The following is an 18,383-nucleotide window of genomic DNA, read 5'->3' on the forward strand; positions in this document are numbered from 1 at the left end:
ACATATTCCAAACCCGACTACCTCCAACTCCTTAACGGCTTGCCGTCTGTTCGCTCGGCCGTCTTTCACGCAAAAGCTTTTCCGCAAAATGCACATTAAAAAAGTGAATGATCGGTCCGAGACCGAACATGGACACCAACGTCCCAAGTCCGATAATGCCCCCAAACATAAAGCAAATCAACGCGCAGAGAGCATCCGTAAACATGCGGTGCCAGAAATAGCTGACTCGCGGGAAGCGATCCCTCATCAGCAGGGACAGGCAGTCATAAGGGGCGATGCCCACGTTGGAGGTCTGATACAGCGATACGCCAAAGCTGCATACCACGACGCCAATCGCTACCGTGATCACGCGCTGCCACAGCAGTTGAGGCTCGCCCGGCACGTCGATCCAGATGTTATAAAAAAATGTAACGACATAACCCAGAAATACGGCGTTTACGATCGTGCCGATTCCGATAAACCGGCGTCCCGCGATAAGCTGGATCACGAACAAGGAGAGGTTGAGCAGGATCAGAAAACGGGCATACGCGATCCCGCTTGTATCTGCAAGTGCCATTACCATGCCGCTGAAGGGATCGTTCCCCAAGCCGGATAATTTGAAAATGCTAATTCCCATACCCAAAAAAACATTGCCGACCAGCATAACGATCAATCGCTTTGGATCTGTTAACGTATTAAGGAATCCCTTCATATGAACCGTCCTATAGTCAGATTATCATTCTGCCCAGCGCAAACGACGCCGTCATTATAGCACAGTTTCCACAGGCGTTCCGTGCCGATTTTTACCGCTCTACATCTCACATCTTGATTCTCCTCTCCCAAACTCCAGATACTTCGGATCGTTCTCCATAAAATTTTGATACCGCCGTCCATATAAGCTCCAGTCAGCTCGTCCGCTGTCTTTTCACTGCCTTCTACCTTCAAACCTAACCCTCTAGCTATAGCCCAAACATATGACCAGACATACTTTTTTCATATGACAGAACTCCTCTTCCCTCATGGTATACTCATGAGAACAAAAAGGCAGAAGGAGCAAGTGATATGATTCCCTTTCGACACGATCATGTAGGTAGCTTTTTACGTCCTGGCAACTTGAGTCAGGCGCGCGAACAATATAAAGCAGGCAGCATCACCCATGAACAATTACGAGCTGTAGAAGATCAAGAGATTATTCGTATCATTGAAAAGCAGAAGGAAAACGGTGTACTCGCTGTTACAGATGGTGAGCTGCGTAGAAGCTGGTGGCATTTTGATTTCCTGGGCGGTTTGGATGGCGTAGAGCTGTATGAACAGATCGAAGGACCGCAATTTCATAATATGCAAACGCGCAAGGGCGGAATTCGTGTTGTAGGCAAAGTGGATTTCTCGGCTCACCCTTTCCTGGAGGATTTCAAGTTCGTCCAACAGCATGCAGGTGAGACGATAGCGAAACAGACGATTCCGAGTCCGAATATGCTGCTATATCGCCTGGAGAATGGTGCCAATGTGTATACGGACCGCGAGGCGTTCCTGCAGGATACGATTGCAGCGTATCAAAAAGCGATCCAAGCGTTCTATGACGCGGGATGTCGCTATCTGCAACTGGACGATACCGCCTGGGCAGACCTTTTCTCGGAAGCAGGGCATGATAAGCTGCGCGCCAAAGGGTTGGAGCCAGCGGAAGAGTTGCACACGATGCAGCGCATGATTAACGAATCATTGGCTCATAAACCGGCAGATTTAGTAGTTACAATGCATATTTGCCGTGGCAATTACAAATCGAATTATTTCTCAACAGGTGGCTATGATTATGCTTCTGAGGTAATCTTCGGCGGCTTGGACGTAGACGGATTATTTTTGGAGTTTGACGATGAGCGCTCCGGCAGCTTTGATTCCTTAAAACATGTGAATCGCAAAGATCTGAAAATCGTGCTCGGTCTGCTCACATCCAAAACTGGCGAATTAGAAGATAAAGAACACATCAAAGCCCGGATTGCCGAAGCGGCTACGTATGTGCCGTTGGAGCAGCTTTGTCTAAGCCCGCAATGCGGATTTTCGTCTACAGAAGAAGGCAATATTTTAACAGAAGACGAGCAATGGCGTAAGCTTCGTTACGTGAAGGAAATTGCAGACGAGGTATGGGCGTAATCCATTTATTTAGATAAAAAAAGGGGTTATACAATGACAATTCAAGCAGACCAAGAAGCCGTGAACATCGTTACCATTGAAGCGTTGATCAATGGACAACATGTAAAGTCCCTTGCCCAATCCACCAAAGAGAATCCGGCGAGTCCGACCGAGATCGTGGGCTATTTCCCTGTTACGACGAAAGAACAAGCTGTCGAAGCGATCGAAGCCGCCGCAGCCGCTTTCAGAACATGGAAAAAAACCGACATCGAGCAGCGCGTTGCGAGCATGCGTAAAGCAATCGAGAAGATTAGAGCAGCCGAGAACGAAATCGTGCATTTGCTGTCTAGAGAGCACGGCAAGCCGCTGTATGATGCGCACGGCGAAATCTATGTTGCGTTGATGTGGATGGAGTTTGTTTGCAATGAAGCGGCAGCGGCTCTTCAAGAACAGATCCAAGAGCATGATCACGGCAAGACGATTCTGTCGTATGACCCGATCGGTGTGGTAGCTGCGATCAGTCCATGGAACTATCCGATTGCGTTGTCTACAATCAAGATCGCTCCTGCCTTGCTGGCAGGCAATACCATCGTGCTGAAGCCAAGTCCGTATGCGCCGCTCGCGGCAGCAAAAGTGGCAGAGATTATCGCAAGTGAATTCCCGGCGGGCGTCATCAATGTCGTTCATGGAGCTGCGGATGTGGGTGTTGAACTGACTACGAATCCGCATGTAGCGAAAATTGCTTTTACAGGTGGAACCGAGACGGCCAAGCATATTATCAAAGCGGCTTCGGACACAATCAAAGATATGACGCTTGAGCTTGGCGGTAATGATGCGGCGATCTTCCTGGACAGCTTTGACGTTGAAGATGAGCGTGCGATGCGCCGGATTGTCGTTTCCAATTTCCTGACAACAGGTCAAATTTGCATGATCGCCAAGCGCGTGTATGTCCACCGTTCGATCTACGATGCGTTCGTGGAAAAATATATCGAGGCCGCCAATCGCTGGATTCGCATCGGCGATCCGTTCGATCACAATACGACGGTAGGTCCGGTCAATAACTTGAAGCAAAAAGAGTACGTGCAGAGTTTGGTCGAAGACGCGAAGCAGCGCGGCGCGAAGGTCATTCCGCTCGGCACAATTTTGGATCAGAAGCTGTTTGACCAAGGGTACTACCTGCAGCCTACGCTTGTGTTGGGATGCAATGCGCATGACCCGATCGTCGTGGAAGAACAATTCGGCCCTACGGTTCCGGTTCTGCCGTTCGACGATGAGGAGCAGGTGATCCATCTCCACAATGAAAGCATCTACGGATTGACGAGTTCGGTGTGGGGAAAAGAAGAGGATGCGATTCTCCTGGCGCGTCAGCTCGAAGCCGGAACGACGATGATCAATACCGCTGCCGTACAGGGGTTGGACGTTCGTTTCCCGTTCGGCGGCTTCAAGCAATCCGGAATCGGCCGTGAATACGGCACAGAAGGCATCCGCACGTATACGGAACAGCATGTGATCAATGTACCGAAGATGCTGGATCTTCCTTATATTCCCGAATAAAGGGTAGAGGTTGTTCCGGAATCCTGCGGTTTGCTGCGGGTTCAGACTCTAATTAAAAGCCCTATCTGCCGATCCTCAAGGATCGGCGGATAGGGCTTTTTGCTGTAAGAAAGCCGAATTCAGGTTTAAGCGGTTGACGTACTAGACACCGTGCTCGAACTTCAAGGCAGGCCGGATGTCCGAATGAAGGATTGCCGGAACAAGGGAATCTTTTTCGCAAAAATCATAAAAACCTCAACACGCTACTGACATTACGCTGTCAGCAGCGATTCTTTATGATTAGACATGCGAACGGATAACCCATCGATACAAACAGGTTATAAAACGGTGAGGCTAAACAGCCGAACTTATCCTCGAATCGCAGAAAGGATGATTATTTATGAATTTCGCGTCAGTACGCATCATCACGGACGATGTAGATCGTCTGGTCGAGTTTTACGAAAAGGTTACGGGGATCGTGGCGGAGCGGCCCGCGCCTGTATTTGCCGAAATCGTCATGCGGTCGGGCACGCTTGCCATCGGCCACTCTCAGACTGCGCAGCTATTCGGGGTCGATTCCGTGGTAGCCGCATCGAATCGCACAATGATCATCGAGCTTCGCGTGAAGAACCTCGAAGCGGAGCATGAGCGTCTGAAGCTGTGGGTCGATCAATGGGTACAAGAGCCGACCCTGATGCCGTGGGGGAATCGTTCGATGCTGTTCCGTGACCCCGACGGCAATCTGGTTAATCTGTTCGAACCGGTGAGCGAGGCCGCGATCCAGCGGTTCAGAGATCGGTAGACGAATCGTCCACAACTATAATTCCTTCAATGAATGGCCCAACAATCTGCAGCAAACGCTGATGCAGCGGATGCTGAATGTAATCCCGGTGCTGAGATCCGCGATGCCCGGGATTTCCTTTTTGCTTTTTCGCAGTATGCGAAAAGGCGAATCGTTAAATCTCCAACTCCGCCTTTTCCTCCAACCGTCTTTCCCCCAAGAGCTTTTCCGCAACATGCACATTGAAGAAATGGATGATCGGTCCCAAGCCGAACATGGATACCAGCGTCCCGAGCCCGATAATGCCTCCGAACACCAAGCAGATCAGCGCGCAGAGAGCATCCGTGAACATACGATGCCAGAAATAGCTGACTCGCGGGAAACGGTCTCTCATCAGCAGGGACAGGCAGTCGTACGGGGCAATGCCGACATTGGAAGTCTGATACAGGGATACGCCGAAGCTGCATACCACGACGCCGATTGCTACCGTAATCATGCGCTGCCACAGCAGTTGGGGCTCGCCCAGTACATCTAACCAAATATCATAAAAGAATGTAACGAAGTAACCTAAAAATACGGCATTTACGATGGTCCCGATTCCGATAAATCGGCGTCCCGCGATAAGCTGCACCAAAAACAAGAACAGGTTCAACAGGATCAGAAAGCGGGCATACGCGATCCCGCTCGTATCCGCAAGTGCCATCACCATACCGCTGAAGGGGTCGTTCCCCAAACCAGACAATTTGAAAATACTAATTCCCATACCCAAAAAAATATTTCCGACCAGCATAATGGTTAATCGCTTTGGATCTGTTAATGTAGTGATGAATCCTCTCATATGAACCGTCCTATCGTCAGATTATCATTCCGCTCATCAAGAATGTTGTAACGATTTTTTCGCTTAAGAGAATCTAACAGGTAGATCCACCCGATCAATCCGCATAAAACAAACCCAAATGCATGCAGCGCTCCGTAAACGGGAATGAAATCAAGGATCGTTAAGGCAAACTTTCTTTTTAGGAGTGGATAGAACATGGAGACGACGACAATGGTGTAGAAAGCCAGGCAAGAAAGAATTAAAAAGACGGCTGCCTTCTTGTATAATGGATTTCGCTTCAAGTACATAAGGAGATACGTAGTGTAAATCGCAATATTACAAGCAAACAATGTGACACCAATATACTCAATCGGCTTGGAGAAAATCATACCGATCGCGATCAAAACAGGTCCGATAATATCGATGGCAACGACCCACGGATACCAGCTTTTCTTCGTCATGATCCGTCCCAGCATGCCAATAAAAATCGGAACGATCGCAGACGAAAAATGAAAGTGGACGGAACTTAATGCATGTGTGTCAGGATTAGCCTGGAAGAGAGTCCATTGATACTGATATAAGGTGAACCAAATGCCCCCAATGAAGAAATAAACGAGTCCTGCACCAATCGCAATTTCCGCTACTTTCCCCTTATGTATCACTATATTGGCTATTCCATACATACCAAGCAGCAAGGTGAGCAATAGCCAACCAAGAGATAGCATACCCAGTATAGCTGTGTCCTCGAATCCCCAAACCTTATTACTCATCACAGAGGCTAGAGCAAGAAGTGCTGCGGGAAGTTGAAACCACTTCATAGCCGTATAGATTGTCTGTTGATGGGTACTCTTCTCGTCGTACTTCAACAGTAAAATGACCAGAGGTACAATGACGAAAGCCGCAAACAACAGAAATTTTTCAACCAATTCCAATTGGAAATAATCAAGGGAAAATAGGAGAATGATGATGATTGTACCTGGAATTATAGGTATGAATAAGGATTTCACCATTTGTTGCTGGAAACGATACATAACGGCTCCTTTCTAATAGCACTTCGTGTTAGCTGTGCCTATCCCTGTTGGTGAAGCATTCGTTCTCATGGATAGCCGGTTCTTTTGTAGTAGTTTAACATAGTTATTTGCCGATAGATCGATCACGGTAATATGAAAGTTTCTAATCATTTTTAAATAGGATGTCACCTAATACGAGTACGCGGCGTCTAACTTTTAGCAAAACTCATTATGATTTATACAGCTAATAGGAAGGGAGTTCAAACATGGATATTCAAGGGATACTCAGCACGCTATTACCATTTCTACCCAAGGTATTAGTTATCGCGTTATTATTTTTAGGCGTTATCTCCCTTTTATACGTTTTATACCGCAAGAGAGGCGGGAAAAGAAAGTTCTCGGTGACACAATTTGCAGCAGGTTGTTTGCTTGTCATGTGGTTTGGGTTGGTCATGATGTTAACCACATTCAGTAGAGGGGCAAACTTTGAGGGATGGGTGAATTTCCGACTGTTCAGCGGCTATTGGAGTGCCTGGAATCAATGGTCACTCAGCGAATTTCAACTCATTATTTTTAATATGATGATGTTTATGCCGCTTGGTTTTTTGCTGCCACTGCTGGGCATACGAACACGGCGCTTTACTCCTGTGCTCATCATTTCTCTAATTGTAACGATTGGAATTGAGCTGATCCAGATAATTAGCAGAAGAGGCATCTTTGAGTTAGACGATATTTTCCACAACACGCTCGGCAGTATAGCAGGCTACTTGATCATGCAGGCGATTCTGGACAGTGTGCAGAAGCGAAAGCTGGACTTCAAATCGGCAGGACTGGCGCTATGTATTCCAATGGCTTTTGTTCTATTGTTCACCAGTGCACTAGCTATCTATCAGGCAAAAGAGCTGGGGAATCTCTCGATCCGACCGGCGATCAAGCAGAATATGGACGGAGTCAAGGTTGAGCTGGATACCAAGCTTCCGGAGAAAGCAGAGATGGTCTCCCTGTATGTGAATGATAGGATTTACAATGTGGAGTATGGCGAGCGTATGGCTGCGCTGGTTCAACCGTCTTTCGATCTTCAGCAAAAGCAAGGAAAACGAGTAGATGGAATGAACCGAACCTGGGAATTTACAAATCGTAGCGGAGCCTCCTACACGTTCACCTATAACGTACAGGACGGTGGATGGCAGTTATATAGCGAGAGCGGAGAAGAGATTAAGCTTAATAAAGAAGAAGTAGCGAAGCACAGAGGGTTCTATGAGAAATGGATGCTGGACAACGATATTCTGCCCGCTGATACCGTATTCAGCCTACAGAACGAAGATACGCTGAGATGGGATATCCGAAAACCGGTGGATGCTATTGCAAAGGGCGAAAAGGATTTTGCCAACGGGATGGTCATGATTAGACCTTCTACTATTGGCCAGAAGGCACCTCGTGATTTGTTTTATATGATGAATCAGAATAAGTATGTGCGCCAAGTGGAGGTACTAAGTCCGGCACAAGCCTATGCGCAATTTCTTGAAGGAAATTTCTCCGTGTATAACAATATGAAAAAAGGCGATCTGCTGCGAGTTAAGCAATATGAGCTTGCTTATATGTACGATTCCAAAGGATACTACCAACCGGTATATCGCTTCAGTGGAACGGTGAATGGAGAAGAGTGGGAAACGCTCATACCGGCGATATCCAATTTTTGAGTGAAGCGGCTTTTTATAAAGCTCTCTAAGCGATGAACATGATAGATGAGCGTATACTTCGAATTATAGTTAGACTGTAAAGATATTTGAGGCAATAATATTTGGAATGAATATTTTCGTGGAGTTTCGTCAAATGTTACTTCCATATCTCAACGTTTTTGGTCTTGTGTAATGGTATCATAGCTATCTATGGTATCCGTAGCAGGGCAAGGTGATAGTCAGCATACAAGACTAAAGGAGATATGGAGGTATTACATAATGATAACGAAGATGAGAGATGGAATTACCTTTGAGCTGCAAGAAGAGTTCGATTTTAGTTTTCTATCCGAGTATGGCAAAGTCTTTGCCGTATTTGACAAGCAAGATTCTGGATATATCTGTTTTGGTGTCCAAAACCATTATAAGAAGCTTTTTGTAAAAGTAGCAGGTGCAGCAACGGTATTCAGCAATATAAGCGCAGATATAGCGATTACCCGACTTCAATCCACGGTTTCCATTTATCAGGATCTAAGTTACCCGACTCTCATTGAAATCATCGAACATAAAGAGATCAGAGGCGGTTATCTAACGGTATTCGAATGGTTTGAAGGAGATTGCATGGGCAGACAATATGATGATTTCGAGAAATTCTTGGAGCTGCCGGTAGAAAAGAAATTCGATGTATACCATGAAATATTGCTATTCCATATCCATGCCAACCAAAAAGGCTATATTGCTTTGGACTTTTATGACGGTTGTATCATGTATGATTTTGCTTCAGGGGAAACCCGAATTTGCGATATTGAGTTCTATGCCAAACGGCCAGTGACCAATACCATGGGGCGTATGTGGGGATCGAGTCGTTATATGTCTCCTGAGGAATTTCAGCTGGGGGAAGAGATTGATGAGAGGTCCAATGTGTTCCTGATGGGAGCAACAGCCTTCCAGCTGTTTGGTGGTGGAAAAGAACGAAATTTGGATACATGGCAGGCTAATGAAGTGTTATTTAAGATCGCTTTGAAAGCAGTTAGTATGAAAAAAAAGGATCGTTATCCATCGATCGGTGAATACTTACAGGCATGGGACAAAGCGAGGAAGAGCAGCTATTGATCCAGGCGAGAGCAAAGAAGATTATGGAGAGCACTGTTACCGCGAGAATAGCTTGCCGCTTGTATATTTATATATATTCTGAGCATTTCCTCCCTGTGTTAATATAGAGGAGTCAGTACATATTTTGAATTTTAGCGTTTAGATAGCCTGCTTGAATACAAGCCATTAACGTAACGGATAGGAGTGGTTTTGGGTGAATCAATTTCTGCAAATGGGAGCCAATACAACCTTAAATGCCGCCAAAGGTCATATCACGATTAGCCACGAAATTTCTGCGTCAATCGATATTTCATTAACAGCCTTCCTGTTAACCGATGCCGACAAAGTGCAGGGAGATAGAGGGATCATCTTTTACAATCAACCAACAAGCGCCACCGGTGTAGCCACTCTTCTCCCATCCGAGACAGCAGGCAATACCAAAGTTCATAAGCTTCATTTCGACATGGATAAAGTCCCTGCCGATATAACCAAAATAGCTGTAACGCTGACAGAGGATAATAGCACAGGATTTGCGAATGTGAAGAATCTGCAAGCCGAGATCTATACCGAAAATACATCCATTCAGTTAACGCCATCCACGTTCACGGGCGAAAATGGAATCATCGTGCTGGAATTATACTTAAGAAACGGTCAGACTAAAGCAAAATCAATCTGGCGCGGATTTGATTCCGGGCTTGAAGGGTTATGCAAAAACTACGGGGTTGAGGTTGAAGCGGACGAGTCCGATCCATCTGCCATAACCGGAACTACGTCTAATCCTACCTCCCAACAGCCTGCTGCGCCTGTATCTGTTCCAGAACCTGCAAATAATCAGCAGCTCCCTTCCTCCATAAACCTCGTAAAGGTAACGGGTAAGGTCAATCTCGATAAAGGGCAGAAGTCCGTCATTATAGAGAAAACGCCGGAAATTACAGCTACGGTATCCTGGAAGACGGGAACGGATTATGATATCTATGCTTTGGTCTATACCAAAAATGGAGAGCAGATCGATGTAGCGATGTTTGGTGCGGAGGGAGTACCGCCTCTTCGAAGTTTTGGTAACGGGACCGTAGAGCATATGGGCGACGTAGGGAGAAGCACCAAGTCCGAGAAGACAGAAGTTATCAAATTAAGATTACGAGATGATGTTCTGGCTGTCGTGCCTGTCGTGTATTCTGCGCAGTCCAACGGCACCGGTTCATTCTACCGATACAAAGTTTCCATGAGTATCGATAATCATAAAGGAACGTCCGTCACGATATCCGCCAAGCATGCCAATAATAATGATACGATTTATACCTGTGTACCCGGCATACTTCATAATACGCCAGATGGCGTAATTATCAGTCCGCTGGAGCTCTATAGTAGACCAGGTTCAGAGTTTAGACCTGTGCTCAAGATGGGACCTTCTAATATGGTGGAAGTGATAATGGATCACGGACCGATGAATGACTATAAATAATCTGTTATCGTTCCAAGTCTGAGTAGAGAATTGATAAAGCTCAAGCCGACAAGTAGCTTGAGCTTTCATCATTAGTTTTTATTTATAGTACATAATTAAAAAGTGATGTAATTCCAATTAATTAGCGAATAAATTTTGAAGCGAGAATAAGCCACAAATCAATTGTACTTCCTCCCAAACAGTGTTACTCTGAGGAGTGGTAAACTCAAATTCCACGTTCTGTACCACCCCTACTAAAAATAATCACCATTTTAGCTATAAAGAAAGGTAACACTATGATCAAAGTTGAAAACCTGTCCTTCTCGTTTCCCCAGAAAGAACTGTATAACAACATCTCCTTTACGCTTGAAGAAGGCCAGCACTGCGCGTTTATCGGAACGAGCGGCAGCGGGAAAAGTACGCTGATCGATATCCTGATGGACCCGTCGCGACATTTGTTCGATGGCAAGCTGGAGATCGATCCGGATTGCACGATCGGGTATGTCAGCCAGTTCTCCCAAGTCGACACTACAAAAGAAATCACCGTTTTTGAATATATCGGAGAACCCTTTATCAAGATACAGGATGAAATCAACGCGATCTATGCGGAGATGGCGACCACAACGGATATGGATGCGCTGATGGAAAAGTATCAATTGGCGCTGGACGCCTTTGAAGCCATGGATGGCGATAACTTCGAAAACACCATCAACAAGCAGCTGAATCTGGCCAACCTCATGAAGCTCAAGGATGTGAACGTCACCTCCCTGAGCGGCGGAGAATTCAAACTCATTCAGGTCATGAAAGAAATGCTGAATCGCCCGGATCTGATGATTATGGACGAACCGGATGTATTTCTGGACTTTGAGAACCTCAATGCACTGAAGAAGCTGATCAATTCCCACAAAGGCATGCTGCTGGTCGTTACGCATAACCGGTATCTGCTGAATCATTGTTTTAATAAAATCATCCATCTCGAAAATGCCGAGATTCAGGAGTTTGATGGACGCTATATCGATTACAACTTCTCCTTGCTGCAAATGAAGATGGAGATGCAGGAGATTGCTGTTGCCGAAGCGGAAGAAGTGGCGCGCAATGAGGCCCTTATCGATAATCTGCGTACTATCGCAACGTACAATTCCGATGAATCCAGAGGCAGAGCGCTAAAAGCAAGAATGAAGGTGCAGGAACGATTGGAAGCGAGCCGGATCAAGGCGCCATTCGTGGATATCAAGCAGCCGCGTATGGATTTTGGCCTGGATCATGAACTGGAAGATACCGTTATTGTGCAGGTAAATGATTATGGTGTTTCGTTTGACGAACTGCTGCTGGAGCATGTGGATTTTGAAATGAAATCGACAGATAAAGTGGCGATTATCGGCGCCAATGGAACGGGGAAAACAACGTTACTACGAGACATTTTCCGAAACCAACAGGAGTCGATTACGATCCATGACGACGTGAAGATCGGTTATCTATCCCAGCTTCAAGGCGAGACGTTGACCGATTCCAACAGCATTCTGGATGAGTTTATCGAAGCCGGATTCAGTACGTATGATGATATTAGAGCATATCTGTCCAGCTATGGCTTTGAAGGGGAAATCTTGAATCAGAAGATCCAATCGCTGTCCGGCGGCGAGAAAAATATGCTGCAGTTGGCGAAGATTGCTTCCAGCAATGCCAATCTGCTGCTGCTCGATGAACCGACGAGCCATCTGGACATCTATACACAGATTGCCCTGGAGAAAGCGATCAAAGAGTACAAAGGTGCGATCCTCATGATCTCCCACGATTTCTATTCCGTTGTTAACGGTATGGATTATGTGCTGATCATCGACAACAAGACGATCCGCAAAATGAGTATGCGCAAATTCAGACAGATGATTTATAAACGTCATTTTGACAAAGATTATCTGGAAAATGAACAAAACAAAAAAGCGGTTGAAATGAAAATCGAATTGGCTTTGAAGGATACCAACTTTGAGCTTGCCAAAGTGCTGGTGGATGAGCTGGAAGAGCTGATCAAGCTGCTATAAAAAGATCTCTTTAATATCATATCTCAAAAAGGGAGACTTCGCTTTTATCGAAGTCCCTCCCTTTTTTCAATTAATCAATATGCGCAACCGCCCGAGCCTCTACCCATTGCTCCGGTAGAGCCAGATAAGTCACTCCGATCATGCTGCCTGCAGGCCGGTGCTCTCCGATGTATTCTTTGAACAGCTCGATCGCAATCTCTCCATGCTCCTGGGCATTGGTCAAATACAGCTCGACATAGGCCAGATTCGAACGGGCGGCGCCGAATTCGGCGAGTACGGCATCCAGATTCGCCAGCGTCTGCAGCATTTGTGCCCGGATATCGCCTGCTCCGACGAACTCGCCCTGAGCATTGTGGGAGAACTGGCCGGAGATATGAATGGTATTGTCGACGCGGTAGCCCTGGGAGATCCCATGGTCCCAAAGAGTGTGGTTGTACGTCTGAATAGTAGTCATTGTGTTAGCCCCTTTACTTTGAATTAAGGCTAGTATAAACTGGGCAAAATGAAAGCGATAGTACGCACAAAGAGGATAGGTACTATCTGAAAGGATAGTGTAAACATGGGCATATCCGACTTAAAAGGCAAAGAGACGGTCATTCAGGACACGCCATTTGGCTACACCATGTCCGTCATCGGCGGCAAGTGGAAGATGGTAATCCTGTACCTGCTGGTAGCCAAGCAGCCGGTTCGTTTCAACGAGATGCAAAGGCAGATCGGAGCGATTACCTATAAAATTCTGAGCGCTCAACTCAAAGAACTGGAAGCCGACGGATTGGTCGAACGCAAGGAATACCCGCAGATCCCGCCCAAGGTGGAGTACTCGCTGACACCCAAGGCACAAACGCTGCTGCCGGTGATGGAGCAGCTGTGCGAGTGGGGCGCGCAGAATAAGGATCGGTGAACGGTACCTGAGCTGCATCACGTTTGGACTGGCCGAGGATGAGTATGTACAGTTTCTTCAGGAGAAAGAGACGCCAATACTGATCTATCCAGCAATGACAATCAGAATGTGGGGATGAACGACTATAAACCAGTAAGATGTAAAATATGGTATCATAAGGTTATTCTCGTTTTAACCAAAGGAGGAACTGAACAATGTTAGGGATTGATGTGAAAAAGGTGGATAATGATATCGTTATCAAGCATCAGTTTACGAAGCTGGTCATTCCGGTTGCCGATATTATCAGTGTGTCTCTGGATGATACGTACGGCGGCAAAGAAGCGAATGCCATCCGCATTGGCACTCCATACGGAACCACCGATCGAGTGGCTATCCAGACCAAGACGAATAACTACATACTATTTACCACCAATTACACGCAGATTATGAATACTATTAATTCAGCTATCGAAGCCAGATAACACTGTAGATTTCATCTATACTTCTATTCAAAAATCAAAAAGTCACTCCCTGACATGGAGTGACTTTTTGATATGAAGATTGAACGAGCATTATAGTATCTATCTGAATAATATATATAGTAACAAAGAGGCATATACTATTTGTAATTGTCCAGCTTCTCGTTTGGTTTATTCGTTAATTGCTTAAAAATCTGTTCCTGTTAGTCATGAAAGAGTCCCGGTAGTTTTCAATATATTTCTTCTTCACTAAAGGGGCTTACCACTGGCCATAAGAAAATAATAGTAGGGTGATTTCTAAGCCCGCCTTTGATCAGTATTATGAAGAGGAGATGGTGTTCTTTCTTTTCTTCGGATTGGTGAGATACTCCAGTACGTTCCAGTGCGCCATAACCATTCGACAGGACCATATATAAAATGCTGGAGCCATAACTTGCTAACCCAGATCTGAAGTATAAAGAATACGATTCCGATCGGAAGCAACACTGCAAACGGGATCGGAGGAACGAAAGCAATTTTACCTAAAGCAGCCATGCTTCCTCCTATAAAAATAGAACCAAACACTAACGATTGCAGCAAGTAATTGGTTAAGCTCATACGGCCAATCCAGGCAAACGGATGAACCAACCAAGAGAACCTAGATGAAGAAAGAAACAGAAAGATTAAAGCGAATCCAAAAAAAACAGAAAAGTCCCAGATAATTGTCAGATTTAACCATTGGAAATCAATTGAAGTGTTAATTTGATATTTTCCCCATAATCCAATTGCCAAGAATATGAAGCCAATTATTCCTTTAAGAGCCTGATGCTTGAGATGAAACAATCCTGCACGGTAGGCTGACATACCAAATAGGAAAAAGCTTAGATGTTGCATAGCGTGATTAAGTTCAACAGACAAATTAGGATGCAACCACGTTAATGGTTTCAGAAACCACAGGTTACCTAAAGACATAAATAAAGAATAACTTGAAATATCCATATTCATTCCATTTATAAATAATAATACAGGTATAGGTGCGGGCTGGTATAGGGACATTGCCAATAGTCCAAACATAAAAAGTGGCCAAGCCGGCATTGATATAAAGAGTAAAAGTAAAATCCCATCCAGAGCATACATGAATAAGATATCGCCATCCCAAATCCATAAGTAATGGGCCGTCCCAATTAAAAGTAAAATAAACATTCTTCTGAATAAGATGAAATAGGGATTGAGCTGTCGCTGAATCGCATGATTGTACATGATAACCATGGTAATTCCAAACATAAAGGCAAATAGAGGACGCGAACTATTACCAAAAAGGATATAAATAATTTCATGCAATCGATCGGATAAAGAAAATGAAGAAAACGTCCAGAACATAATATCCAGATTTAAGCCGCCAAGTCGATCAAGATTAACCAGAAAAATAGTCAGTAAGGCAAAGCCTCTAAGCTGGTCAAGGGCTGTTATACGTTCAGTATGTACATTATTTTTTAAGACAAAAGAAGACATTAAATAGACACTCCTTAAAAATATCGCGATCACAAAACAGTATTTTGTTTTATGATCGCGATATTTAATGAACATTTCAAATTAAATTTTTATTTGAAACTCTAACTTAATTGCTTTCCTCATAAATACTTGCTCCTAATACAGAAACTTTACCAGCAATAACTCCACTACTAGTAGAAAAACTAATTGAGTAAGTATTTGATCCTGCAGCTACTTTACCATAATTAGGTATGACTGCTTGGCTCTTAGCTCCAATGTTCATACTAGCGTACAATTCTCCAGTACCATCTGCACCTTTAGTAATCCGAACTGTCATCGTATCATTAGTACCATTATATATCGAAGCTCTTAGGTATCCAAAATTATTTTCAACCTTAAAAGGAATAACTCTTTGTGTAATAGCCGAATTAGAAATATACGCTCTTTGAGCTTGCGGCGTAATTTCACTACTTCCAGAATGAAGAGGAGGGATCATTTGAGTTGGAGGAACAGATTCTAAACTAGTTGGAGTATCAGCATTCATTTCCTCTGCATGTACTGCTCCTGACATTGGTAAAACTAACATTGTAGCTGCTACAAGTGTAATAAATTGCTTTTTCATTAGTTAATAGTCTCCTTAATTTAAGTGGATTAAGAGCAAAAATCTAATTGGCCAAACTATAGAGATATGTACAGTTTACTAAACACCTCCCACAAAAAGTTTTTTTGTGGATCAATTCCCTTTATATGGTTATTTAGCGGGAACAAATATAAATATATTCTATACTCTTCTTTTTTGCAACATAATTTTTAGAACATATACTCAGTACCTGACTATAACTCTATTAAATAGCCAATTTAAATGATGAATCACATAAAGTGGCAGAAGCAGCATGTTATACGATGTATATTTGTATAAACCCTTTATAACTTAGTTACATTCTTTAAAACAACATAATGTTATTCTGTATAAAGTCCTTTGTTCGCTAGTTCTGTAGCACAACCAGCCTTTACCGACAGTATCATCCACCAGCCTGTTTACCACACTTGCGCATCATACCTTCCGCCAGCGCATACCCGGCAAAACAAACCGCCAGTGCCGCATAAATTATCTCCACCGAAGGCAGCAAAGGTAAAACCACCACTGCCACCACCACAAAAACAGCCGTACGTATCAGACTACGGACGATCTGCGCCCGATGCTTGCCCGGCAGGAAAATAATCGCTGCCGATACCGCGTACAGCACAAACCCGGCTACCGACAGCCAGGCAAAGCTGCGTGCGGTCAGTTCGTGATGGAATCCGTAATGCACTACATTGGCAACAATCCCCAGCGACATGAATGTCAGCAGATGTCCGTAAATGACAGACTGCCCGGAGCTTTTGCGGTCTTCCCCGGCGATATGCTCGGATGATTCAAAGTAATGCCACCACACCGACACGGCGATCAAAAACCCCAGCACAGCGGACAGCACGGTTGCTCCGGTCATATGCTCCTCGCGCAGGCCATTTACAATGACCAGAATCAACTCACCGAGCAGTATGATCGTCGCCAGCCCGTATCGTTCGAGCAGATGCGGATGGTGTACAGGCAGCTTGCTCAGCACCCGGCGGCGGCCCAGCAGCGGCAGCAGGATATCTACGAAAATACCGGTATACAGCACGATAAACTTGCCATCTCCCGGCACCAGCACCGAGGCAAAGCTGATCAGCGCCCCGATCAGGAAGCTGATTGCCAGATAGCGGGAGATCCGTCGCGGTTCACCGTCACGCTGCATCCAGCCTCGTATGTACATGAATACGGTGGACAGCCGAATCCCCACATAACCGAGCATAAAGAACAGATAATACGCTCCAAAATCCAGATTAATACTAGCCGCCATCATAATGACGAATACCATCTGCACAAAGTAAGCGATCCGCTGGACGCTATCGTCCTGTCCAAAGCGGTTAACGTATACGGTGAAGCCGGTCCAGGCCCACCAGAGTGGAACAAAAATCAGTATGTATTTCCAAATGACATCCAGCGGGATCGTACCGTGATGCGAGTGAGCGAGCACATGCGCGGTGATCGAGACGGCTGCGACATAGACCAGATCGTAGAACAGCTCCAGCCAGGTGACTTTTTTGTGTGAAATGAAATGACACATCCTTTCGGGTAAAGTTGATTTCCATTTGAACCCAGTATAGCAAGGAAGTACAGTCTGGCGGAAGAGCTGATCAAGACAACTGTATATGCAGCATATAAAAGTATAAAAGGCTTACCTGTGAAAAGGGTGGAAAGAGCGGGAAATGTAGGAACGTATATTCTTATTTGTGCTATAATCAATGACGTATAGCCTGTGATATGGAATGAATCTGAGGCTTTATTTCAAGCATTATACAAAGAGAGTATTTCGCTACAAATAACAGCAACGTATATACTTTTCACCAAAAATCAACAGCCTTGTATAATCCCCGATACATACAGGAACGAAAGAAAGGCAGGAGCGCGATAATGATAGAATACAAAACAGGAAATTTACTGGAAGCGGACACAGAAGCACTGATTAATGCGGTTAACTGCGTAGGCGTTATGGGCAAAGGTATTGCTTTGCAGTTCAAGCAGACTTTTCCCGATAACTTTGAACAGTACCAAAAAGCGTGCAAGCTCAATGAAGTCATACCGGGAAAAATGTTGATGGTACCGCTGCAGACCGCATCCAACCCCCGGTATATTATTAATTTCCCGACCAAGCGTCACTGGCGAGGCAAATCCAAAATCGAAGATGTTCAATCCGGAATGGTGGATTTGATAGCGACTATTCGTACTTATGGTATCCAGTCGGTAGCTATTCCGCCACTAGGGTGCGGTCTTGGCGGATTGGACTGGCACGATGTGCAGCCGCTGATTGAGACTGCGGCAGCTGATTTGCCGGAAGTTCATTTTGCCATCTATCCTCCGGTGGAACGTTCTTAACTTAACCAGATCAGCTCAATAGTGATCGGTGATATTCGGCTTCTTTTGCACCGTGCGGCCGTTTTGGCTGGATGTGGATCGAGATCAAGCTTATCAGCAGACA

At 45.1% G+C, this 18,383-nt stretch carries 17 protein-coding genes; 10 read left to right on the forward strand and 7 right to left on the reverse strand.

Going from position 1 to position 18,383, the window contains the following annotated elements:
- Positions 1-31 precede the first annotated feature (31 nt).
- Positions 32-691, reverse strand: coding sequence for a YczE/YyaS/YitT family protein (locus WH45_RS00260; RefSeq protein WP_046212407.1), 660 nt, complete (start codon positions 689-691; stop codon positions 32-34).
- Positions 692-1,041: 350 nt separating this feature from the next.
- On the opposite strand from WH45_RS00260, the gene WH45_RS00270 reads away from it, so the two are divergent.
- The 3 genes from WH45_RS00270 (at position 1,042) to WH45_RS00280 (ending at position 4,441) form a co-directional block, all read left to right on the forward strand.
- Complete coding sequence (locus WH45_RS00270) at positions 1,042-2,127, forward strand: 5-methyltetrahydropteroyltriglutamate--homocysteine S-methyltransferase (RefSeq protein WP_046212409.1); 1,086 nt, start codon at positions 1,042-1,044, stop codon at positions 2,125-2,127.
- Between the two features lie 33 nt (positions 2,128-2,160).
- Positions 2,161-3,660 (forward strand): aldehyde dehydrogenase family protein, encoded by a 1,500-nt coding sequence (locus WH45_RS00275; RefSeq protein WP_046212410.1) that lies wholly within the window; start codon positions 2,161-2,163, stop codon positions 3,658-3,660.
- Positions 3,661-4,039: 379 nt separating this feature from the next.
- On the forward strand, positions 4,040-4,441 hold the full coding sequence (locus WH45_RS00280) for a VOC family protein (protein ID WP_046212411.1): 402 nt from the start codon (positions 4,040-4,042) through the stop codon (positions 4,439-4,441).
- 154 nt (positions 4,442-4,595) lie between these two features.
- Here WH45_RS00280 and WH45_RS00285 read toward each other — a convergent pair whose 3' ends face one another.
- Together WH45_RS00285 and WH45_RS00290 are read right to left on the reverse strand one after the other, a co-directional pair.
- Entirely contained in the window at positions 4,596-5,258 is a 663-nt protein-coding gene (locus WH45_RS00285; protein ID WP_046212412.1) for a YczE/YyaS/YitT family protein, read from the reverse strand.
- On the reverse strand, positions 5,255-6,268 hold the full coding sequence (locus WH45_RS00290) for a YndJ family transporter (RefSeq protein WP_046212413.1): 1,014 nt from the start codon (positions 6,266-6,268) through the stop codon (positions 5,255-5,257). Before WH45_RS00290 ends, WH45_RS00285 begins: the two co-directional genes overlap by 4 nt.
- Positions 6,269-6,513: 245 nt before the next feature.
- Here WH45_RS00290 and WH45_RS00295 point away from each other — a divergent pair, with 245 nt between their 5' ends.
- The 4 genes from WH45_RS00295 (at position 6,514) to WH45_RS00310 (ending at position 12,492) form a co-directional block, all read left to right on the forward strand.
- The gene (locus WH45_RS00295) at positions 6,514-7,947 is read left to right on the forward strand and encodes a VanZ family protein (RefSeq protein WP_046212414.1); all 1,434 of its coding nucleotides are present in this window, start codon (positions 6,514-6,516) and stop codon (positions 7,945-7,947) included.
- 258 nt (positions 7,948-8,205) lie between these two features.
- Positions 8,206-9,036, forward strand: a complete 831-nt coding sequence (locus tag WH45_RS00300) for a protein kinase family protein (protein WP_046212415.1) — start codon at positions 8,206-8,208, stop codon at positions 9,034-9,036.
- Between the two features lie 193 nt (positions 9,037-9,229).
- Positions 9,230-10,477: a TerD family protein gene (locus tag WH45_RS00305; protein ID WP_046212416.1), complete on the forward strand. Its 1,248-nt coding sequence runs from the start codon at positions 9,230-9,232 to the stop codon at positions 10,475-10,477.
- Positions 10,478-10,752: 275 nt separating this feature from the next.
- A complete protein-coding gene (locus WH45_RS00310; RefSeq protein ID WP_046212417.1) occupies positions 10,753-12,492 on the forward strand; it encodes an ABC-F family ATP-binding cassette domain-containing protein in 1,740 nt (579 codons plus the stop codon).
- Between the two features lie 70 nt (positions 12,493-12,562).
- Here the strand turns inward: WH45_RS00310 and WH45_RS00315 are convergent, their stop codons facing one another.
- Positions 12,563-12,946, reverse strand: coding sequence for a RidA family protein (locus tag WH45_RS00315; RefSeq protein WP_046212418.1), 384 nt, complete (start codon positions 12,944-12,946; stop codon positions 12,563-12,565).
- 105 nt (positions 12,947-13,051) lie between these two features.
- Here WH45_RS00315 and WH45_RS00320 point away from each other — a divergent pair, with 105 nt between their 5' ends.
- Together WH45_RS00320 and WH45_RS00325 are read left to right on the forward strand one after the other, a co-directional pair.
- The gene (locus WH45_RS00320) at positions 13,052-13,393 is read left to right on the forward strand and encodes a winged helix-turn-helix transcriptional regulator (protein WP_046212419.1); all 342 of its coding nucleotides are present in this window, start codon (positions 13,052-13,054) and stop codon (positions 13,391-13,393) included.
- Between the two features lie 194 nt (positions 13,394-13,587).
- Complete coding sequence (locus WH45_RS00325) at positions 13,588-13,854, forward strand: SunI/YnzG family protein (protein WP_046212420.1); 267 nt, start codon at positions 13,588-13,590, stop codon at positions 13,852-13,854.
- Between the two features lie 294 nt (positions 13,855-14,148).
- Here WH45_RS00325 and WH45_RS00330 read toward each other — a convergent pair whose 3' ends face one another.
- The 3 genes from WH45_RS00330 to WH45_RS00340 all read right to left on the reverse strand — a co-directional run bounded on the left by WH45_RS00330 (position 14,149) and on the right by WH45_RS00340 (position 17,471).
- The gene (locus WH45_RS00330) at positions 14,149-15,342 is read right to left on the reverse strand and encodes a DUF418 domain-containing protein (protein ID WP_046212421.1); all 1,194 of its coding nucleotides are present in this window, start codon (positions 15,340-15,342) and stop codon (positions 14,149-14,151) included.
- A gap of 106 nt (positions 15,343-15,448) precedes the next feature.
- Complete coding sequence (locus WH45_RS00335) at positions 15,449-15,943, reverse strand: hypothetical protein (protein ID WP_046212422.1); 495 nt, start codon at positions 15,941-15,943, stop codon at positions 15,449-15,451.
- A gap of 400 nt (positions 15,944-16,343) precedes the next feature.
- Complete coding sequence (locus WH45_RS00340; RefSeq protein ID WP_052723545.1) at positions 16,344-17,471, reverse strand: low temperature requirement protein A; 1,128 nt, start codon at positions 17,469-17,471, stop codon at positions 16,344-16,346.
- 347 nt (positions 17,472-17,818) lie between these two features.
- Between WH45_RS00340 and darG the strand changes: the two genes are divergently transcribed.
- Positions 17,819-18,280, forward strand: a complete 462-nt coding sequence (gene darG, locus WH45_RS00345; protein WP_046212423.1) for a type II toxin-antitoxin system antitoxin DNA ADP-ribosyl glycohydrolase DarG — start codon at positions 17,819-17,821, stop codon at positions 18,278-18,280.
- The last annotated feature ends 103 nt before the right edge of the window (positions 18,281-18,383 follow it).

The organism is Paenibacillus wulumuqiensis, from assembly GCF_000971965.1.
Taxonomy (GTDB): Bacteria; Bacillota; Bacilli; order Paenibacillales; family Paenibacillaceae; genus Saccharibacillus; species Saccharibacillus wulumuqiensis.